Below are 7,227 nucleotides of genomic sequence, written 5' to 3'. Positions count from 1 at the left end.
TGCTCGACGGCAAGGGCAAGAACGACGGCGGCGCGCAGCGGCTGCGCAACACGCTACTCGCCGCGATGGGCCTGTCCGGCTACGGCGCGAAGAAGCTGCCGAAGGGCGAGGGCATGGGCGTGTCCTGCGTGTCGTCGCAGGAGCGGGCCACCGCGAGCTGGACGGCGTGCGTCGCCCATGTCGCGGTGGCTGACAACGGTGCGGTCACGGTGAAGAAGCTCACCGTGGCGACCGATGTCGGCACGCAGGTGCATCCCGACAACATCCGCGCCCAGGTCGAGGGCGCGGCGCTGTGGGGATTGTCGCTGGCGATGTACGAGAAGGCGACGTTGAAGGATGGCGGCATCGAGCAGACCAACTTCGACAGCTACACGCCATTGCGGATGAGCCAGGTGCCGGAGGTCGCAATCGCCGTCATCGCCAATGGCGAGAAGGCGACCGGCGTCGGCGAGCCCGCGGTGACCGTGGTCGCGCCGGCACTCGGCAACGCCATCTACAACGCCTGCGGCGCGCGCTTGCGCTCGCTGCCGATCACCGCCGAGGCGGTGAAGGCCAACATGAAGGCGTAGACCATCGCCGGTTTGCACCGCAGCGCCTTGGGAGCCGCCGGAGATCCTCTCCGGCGGTTCTTTTTTTGCGCGGCGACCCGCCCGGGGCGGCACGATTTGACCAAAACGTTTAACGCTTCGCTTACCAGAAAGCAGACACCTTGATTGAACGGCTTAAGCCGTGACGAACCCGTATCCCGGTAACTTGCATGGGCAGCAAACCGCAGGGGCGAGCACGTATGAGCGCGACAGCCAAGCAGACCGTGACCCAGACCGCGACCAGGCGCCATCTCCTGCTCGCGTCCGATCGCGGCGATCAGAGCAGCGAGCTGGCGCGCATCCTGCGCTCGGTCGGCGACGTCGACCTGATTCCGACCACCGACATTCCGGAAAACCCCGGCAACCGCTTCTCCGGCGTGATTGTCGACATCAACCTGCGTTCGCCGGAGAGCGTGCAGCGGGTGCGCAAGAAGCTGTCCTCGCGCGCCTATAGCGACGTGCCGCGCCTGTTCGTGCTCGCCGAAGCGCTGCACCACGCCACGATGCAGGCCTGGGCGCTGGGTGCGACCGACACCATCGCCCGCCCGTTCAGCGCGGCCGACGTGCTGCAGCGGGTCCGCTCGGCGTTGCCGGCCGATGACGGCTACGACGAGACCGATCGCGGCAAGCTCTTGAACCGCGGCGTCGAGGCGGCGCAGGCCGTGATGGCCAAGATCTTCGAGAAGCTGCCGGCGGGCATCATGCTGACGATGGAGGACATCGTCGCGGCCGAGAACAAGATCCTCAAGGCGATCAAGCATTCGTCGCTGCGCGAGTGGATGACGGTGGTCGGCTGCCACCACAACGACACCTATCGGCACTGCCTGTTCGTGACGGGGCTCGCGGTCGGCTTCTCGATCCATCTCGGCATGCGCGACGACGACCAGCGCCGGCTGACCCGCGCGGCGCTGCTGCACGACGTCGGCAAGGCCTTCATCCCGGTTGCGATCCTCGACAAGCAGGGCAAGCTCACGACCGAGGAAATCGCGCTCTTGCGCCAGCATCCGCGCCGCGGCTATGAGGCGCTGTGGCGGCAGGGCGGTTTCCCGCCGGAAATGCTCGACGTGATTCTGCATCATCACGAGTTCCTCGACGGCTCCGGCTATCCGGACGCGCTCCACAACGAGCAGATCAGCGACATCGTGCGTCTCACCACGATCGTCGACATCTACGCCGCACTGATCGAGCACCGCGCCTATCGGCCGGCCTTCACCCATGCGCGCGCGTTCCAGATCATGGAGGGCATGGGTCCGAAGCTCGATCAGCAGCTGTTGCAGGCGTTCCGCCCGGTCGCGATGGGCGCGCACTGACGATCTCGAACGGCGACCACGCCTGGGTTGCGCGGCAGCCGCTGGACGCAAGTGCAATTCGCGCGCGGCGCACTATCCTACCCGCAACATCATCACAGGGCGGGAGGAGCAGCATGGGCGCAGCCGCACAGGCCGGGGAGGTCATCCCCGGGCACATCGCCGCGACGCTGGTCGATCCGGCCTGCTACGCCGACCACCGCATCCATGACGCCTATCGCTGGCTGCGCGCCAACAATCCGCTTGGCCGCGCCGAGCTCGACGCCTTCGATCCGTTCTGGGTGGTGACCCGGCACGCCGACATCCTCGCCATCAGCCGTCAGAACGACTTGTTCCACAATGCCGATCGTGCCACGACGCTGACCAACAAGGCCGTGCTCGAGCGCGTCCACAAGATCACCGGCCAGCCCAACCTGGTGCGTTCGCTGGTGCAGATGGACGCACCGGATCACCCGAAATACCGCGCGCTGACGCAGGGCTGGTTCATGCCGGCCAACATCGCCAAGTTCGAGCCGCGGATCCGCGAGATCGCCCGGGCGACGGTCGACCGCATGGCAGCGAAGGCCGCGGCCAATGGCGGCGCCTGCGATTTCGTCGACGATGTCGCGCTTCATTATCCGCTGCACGTGATCATGGAGATCCTGGGCGTGCCGGAGGAAGACGAGCCGCGCATGCTCAAGCTGACGCAGGAGCTGTTCGGGCCGCAGGACCCGGACACGGCGCGGGTGCGTGAGGCGCTGTCGGCCGAGGTGTTCGCGGCGATGATGCAGGCGGTGGTGGCCGATTTCGGCGCCTATTTCGAGCGCATCACCGACGACCGCAGGGCAAGGCCGCGCGACGACCTCGCGACCGTCATCGCCAATGCCCGGATCAACGGCGAGGAGATGCCGCTGCATGATCGCACCAGCTACTACATGATCGTCGCGACGGCCGGCCACGATACGACGTCGTCCTCCACGGCGGGCGCGGTCTGGGCGCTGGCAGAAGATCCCGACCAGTTCGCGCGCGTCAAGGCCGATCCCGAGCTGATTCCTGGCCTCGTGGACGAGGCCATCCGCTGGATGACGCCGGTCAAGCATTTCATGCGCAGCGCGACCGCGGACACAGAGCTCGGCGGCCGCAGGATCGCCAAGGGGGATTGGCTGATGCTGTGCTACGCCTCGGGCAACCGTGACGAGGCCGTGTTCGAGACACCGGACACGTTCCGCTGCGACCGCAAGCCCAACCGGCACGCTGCCTTCGGCTATGGCGCGCATCTGTGCCTCGGCCAGCACCTCGCCAAGCTCGAGATGCGCATTCTGTTCGAGGAGCTGCTGCCGCGCCTGACCTCGCTGTCGCTGGATGGCCCGGTGAAGATGACCCAGGCGACCTTCGTGAACGGACCGAAGAAGCTGCCGATCCGCGTGGCAATGGTCTGAGCCGCGCGAGGCGGCTGGATCGGTACGTCGTAGCGGTCAATCCAGCAGCTTGCGCAGCTCGGCCTTGGCAACCTTCTCCAAGGTCGAGCGCGGCATCTCGTCGACCAGCCTCACCTCGCGCGGCACCTTGAAGTCGGCGAGGGCGGCGCGGCAGGCCGCCAGCACCTTTTCCGGCAATTCCTCGCGGGCGATGCCGGTCTGCGGAATCACGAAGGCCACGGGGACCTCGTCCAGCATCGAGTGCCTCTTGGCGACGACGGCGGTCTCGCGCACGCCGGGCACGGTGATGATCACCTGCTCGATCTCGGACGCCGCGACGTTCTCGCCGCCGACCTTCATCATGTCCTTGGTGCGATCGCCGAACTTGATGAAGCCGTTGGCGAGGCGCGTGACGCGGTCGCCAGTGAGGAAGAAGCCGTCGGCATCGTAGCTCGTCCGCGTCGCGTCCTCGTTGTAGAGATACGCCGCGAACAGCGACAGGCCGGGCACGCCCTTGATGGCGAGATTGCCGGTGTCGCCAACGGCGGTCGGCCGTCCGTCATCGTCGGTGATGCGGATGGTGTATTCCGGCGCGGCGCGGCCGATCGACATCGGCGTGTTCGGCTGGTCGATCTCGCCGACGATGCCGTGGGTGATCGTCTCCGTCATGCCCCACCAGCCGATGATCTTGATGCCGAATTTGGCGAATACCGCAGGCTCGGACATCGCGGTGCCCCATAGCCGGAACTTGTGGTTCTTCGGCACGTCCTGGTCGAGCAGCGCCTTCATGCAAAACGGAATCGTCGAGGTCCAGGTGCAGCCGTGCTCCAGCGCGACAGGCCAGAAGCGGCTCGCCGAGAAGCGCGGCTGGATCACGCAGGTGGCGCCGACCCACAGCGTTGCCAGCATCGAGTAGGCCAACGCGTTGGTGTGGAACAGCGGCAGATAGGTCTGGTGCACATCGCCCTGGTGCAAATCCTCGTGCACGGCATTGACCTTGGCGCCCCACAGCGCATTGGCATGCGTCCACAGCACCGCCTTGGGCCGCGACGTCGTGCCCGACGTGTACTGCACGCTGCAAGGCGCCAGCGGATCGACCGCGCGCCGCGGCCGGTCGGCGCTATCGGCGAACAGCGTCTCGAAACGGTCGCCCACGCCGACCGCGGCCGTTTCCGGCCGCCCCGGATCATGCGAGATCACCGCAAGCCAGCGGAGGCCGCGGCAATGCGTCGAGATCATCTCGGCGTAAGCCGGCTGAGTGATCGCGGCCACCGCGTGGCAATGATCGGCGAAGTAGTTCATTTCGGCAGCTGCCGAGCGCGTGTTGGTGGTGACCGCGAGCGCGCCGAGCTCGACGCAGGCAAACCAGGCGAGCATCGCCTCGACGCAATTGTCGAGATGGATCAGCACCGCATCGCCCGGCTTGATCCCGCGCTTGACGAGCCCCGCCGCGAGGGCGTCCACGCGGTCGTGAAACTCGCCATAGGTCCAGCGGCGCGCGGGCGCATCGAATGGTGCCCAGATCAGGAACGGGTGATCGCGCCGGGTCTCGCTGCGCAGCTTCAGCAGCCAGGGCACATCCATGCCGTCGAACGGCGTCACCGTGCCAGGCGCGATCGTCATTCCGTTCATCTTGGCTCCCACTGTTGTTATCCGCGACCCGTCCCGGCCGCTTCCTGTTCATCGTCTTTTGCCACCTCGCGTCATCGCAATCAAATCGGGATTGAACCCGTTTCTATTTGCGGGCGACCAATGGCGCGGCAAAACACGCCCGGAGGTTCGCATGCAGGCCCTGGCACGACCATGGCGGCTGCCCGATGCCCGCTATTTCCAGATCGCGGCATTGGCCACGCTGCTGGCGATCAACTTCGCCATCATCGACTTCGGCGCGCGGCCCGCGGCCAGCGTGATCGCGATCACGATGGCGCTGCTCACACAGGCCATCGGCTCCCGGCTCGCCGGGGTCCCTTTCGACGCCAAGTCGCCCTTGATCACCGGCCTGTCGCTCAGCCTGCTGTTGCGCGCCGATGCGCTGTGGCTGCATGGCGCTGCGGCGGTCGTCGCAATCGGATCGAAATTCGTGCTGCGGATCGACGGCAAGCACGTCTTCAATCCCGCGGGCCTTGCGATCGTGGTGCTGCTGTTCAGCTCGAAAGGCGTGTGGATTTCGCCAGGGCAGTGGGGCGCGGAGATCTGGTTCGCGACGCTCGCCGGCTGTTTCGCCATTCTCGTTCTCAGCGCCTCCCGCCGGGCTGACATCGCGATCTATTTCTTCGCCAGCCACGCCGCGCTTCTGATACTGCGTGCCGCGTGGCTCGGCGACCCCCTGGCGATCCCGCTGCATCAGCTGCAGAGCGGCTCGCTGCTGATCTTCACTTTCTTCATGATCTCCGATCCGCGCACCACGCCGGACTCGCGCGCGGGCCGGCTGCTGTTCGCAATGACGGTCGCGGTGACGGCGCACTATCTGACGTTCTTCATGCAGATGCGCCCCGCGCTCTATGTCGCGCTGATCGCGCTCTCGCCGCTCACGCTGGTGCTCGACCGGCTGATCCCGGCGGCCCGTTTTTCCTGGCGTTCGTCCGTTCTCGAAGCAGTGTCGACATGACCCTGCGTCTCAGCAAGATGTTTCGGACCAGCGTCGCGGCCGTCGCGATCCTCGCCAACGCGACGATCGTCCCGGCCAACGCGTTCTGCGGCTTCTATGTCGCGCAGGCGGACACCAAGCTGTTCAATCAGTCGTCGAAGGTCGTGCTGGCGCGTGACGGCCAGCAGACCGCGATCACGATGGCGAGCGACTTCGAGGGCGACGTCAAGGAATTCGCGGTCGTTGTTCCCGTGCCGACCTTCATCGAGCGCAAGCAGATCGGCGTGGTCGAGCCGAAGACGATCGATCATCTCGACAAATACACCGCTCCGCGGCTGGTCGAATACCACGACGCCGATCCGTGTGCGCCGGTCGTCGTCGCGGCGCGGGCGATGCCGGCGGCGCCGATGATGGCGGGAGCGTTCTATGAGAGGTCGCGCCAAGCCTATGGCGTTACCATCGAGGCCAGCTACGACGTCGCCGAATACGACGTACTGATCCTGTCGGCACAGGAGAGCGACGGTCTGACGCGCTGGCTGACTGACAACGACTATCGTATCCCGCAGGGCGCAGAAGCCGTGCTCGGCAGCTACATCAGGCAGGGCATGCGGTTCTTCGTCGCCAAGGTCAATGTCGAGCGCATGAAGGGCCTGGGCAATGGTCAGCTCCGGCCGCTGCAGGTGCGCTACCAGAGCGCCAAGTTCATGGTCCCGCTGCGGCTCGGCACGGTCAATGCCAAGGGGCCGCAGGACTTGATCATCTTCGCGCTCACGAAAAGCGGCCGCATCGAGGCCGCCAACTACCGCACCGTGAAGATCCCTTCCAATATCGACGTGCCGCTGTATGTGAAGAACGAGTTTGGCCCGTTCTACAAGGCGCTGTTCGAGCGCGCGGTGGTGCGCGAGAACATGCAGGCGGTGTTCGTCGAATATGCCTGGGACATGGCCTGGTGCGATCCCTGTGCCGCCGACCCCCTGAGCAACAAGGAGTTGGTTGAGCTCGGGGCGCGCTGGATCGGCAGTGACGGCGACACGGCATTCAGCGCTGGGCGCCGCGGCGGTGGCTCCGACGCCTTCGTGACCCGGCTGCACGTCCGCTACGACGCCAAGACCTTCCCCGAGGACATCGTCTTCATCGAGACCAAGGACCGCAGCAATTTCCAGGGCCGCTACGTTCAGCACCATCCCTGGCGGGGCGAGGCAAAATGCGACGCGGCCAAGTCCTATCAGGAGAGGCTCGCCGCCCGCTTCTCCAAGGAGGCGGCTGATGTCGCCGCATTGACCGGCTGGTCGCAGAGCGAGATCGTCGCCAAGATGGCGCAGAGCGGCGAAACCGCAACGAAGTAGCGC

Annotated in this window: 6 protein-coding genes; 5 read left to right on the top strand and 1 reads right to left on the bottom strand. The window is 66.1% G+C overall.

The window, feature by feature from the left end:
• The 3 genes from QQL87_RS15335 to QQL87_RS15325 form a co-directional block, all read left to right on the top strand.
• Positions 1-569, top strand: a 569-nt coding sequence (locus QQL87_RS15335; protein WP_284422157.1) for a molybdopterin cofactor-binding domain-containing protein, incomplete at its 5' end; no start/stop codon positions are given.
• A gap of 218 nt (positions 570-787) precedes the next feature.
• A complete protein-coding gene (locus QQL87_RS15330; RefSeq protein WP_284422156.1) occupies positions 788-1,897 on the top strand; it encodes an HD-GYP domain-containing protein in 1,110 nt (369 codons plus the stop codon).
• A 113-nt stretch (positions 1,898-2,010) separates the two neighbouring features.
• Positions 2,011-3,312 carry a cytochrome P450 gene (locus tag QQL87_RS15325; protein WP_284422155.1) on the top strand — a complete coding sequence of 434 codons (1,302 nt, stop codon included), beginning with the start codon at positions 2,011-2,013 and terminating at the stop codon, positions 3,310-3,312.
• Between the two features lie 36 nt (positions 3,313-3,348).
• On the opposite strand, the gene QQL87_RS15320 is transcribed toward QQL87_RS15325, so the two are convergent.
• A complete protein-coding gene (locus QQL87_RS15320; RefSeq protein WP_284422154.1) occupies positions 3,349-4,923 on the bottom strand; it encodes an AMP-binding protein in 1,575 nt (524 codons plus the stop codon).
• 151 nt (positions 4,924-5,074) lie between these two features.
• Here QQL87_RS15320 and QQL87_RS15315 point away from each other — a divergent pair, with 151 nt between their 5' ends.
• Positions 5,075-5,899, top strand: coding sequence for an RnfABCDGE type electron transport complex subunit D (locus QQL87_RS15315; RefSeq protein WP_284422153.1), 825 nt, complete (start codon positions 5,075-5,077; stop codon positions 5,897-5,899).
• The gene (locus QQL87_RS15310; protein WP_284422152.1) at positions 5,896-7,224 is read left to right on the top strand and encodes a DUF2330 domain-containing protein; all 1,329 of its coding nucleotides are present in this window, start codon (positions 5,896-5,898) and stop codon (positions 7,222-7,224) included. Before QQL87_RS15315 ends, QQL87_RS15310 begins: the two co-directional genes overlap by 4 nt.
• Positions 7,225-7,227: the final 3 nt, after the last annotated feature.

The organism is Bradyrhizobium sp. SSBR45G (assembly GCF_030159255.1).
Lineage (GTDB): Bacteria > Pseudomonadota > Alphaproteobacteria > Rhizobiales > Xanthobacteraceae > Bradyrhizobium.
This window is presented reverse-complemented; position numbering and strand designations above follow the sequence as displayed.

Coding starts and splice junctions, on each gene's coding strand:
- QQL87_RS15330 (WP_284422156.1), top strand. CDS start 788: ATGAGCGCGACAGCCAAGCAGACCGTGACCCAGACCGCGACCAGGCGC.
- QQL87_RS15310 (WP_284422152.1), top strand. CDS start 5,896: ATGACCCTGCGTCTCAGCAAGATGTTTCGGACCAGCGTCGCGGCCGTC.
- QQL87_RS15325 (WP_284422155.1), top strand. CDS start 2,011: ATGGGCGCAGCCGCACAGGCCGGGGAGGTCATCCCCGGGCACATCGCC.
- QQL87_RS15320 (WP_284422154.1), bottom strand. CDS start 4,923: ATGAACGGAATGACGATCGCGCCTGGCACGGTGACGCCGTTCGACGGC.
- QQL87_RS15315 (WP_284422153.1), top strand. CDS start 5,075: ATGCAGGCCCTGGCACGACCATGGCGGCTGCCCGATGCCCGCTATTTC.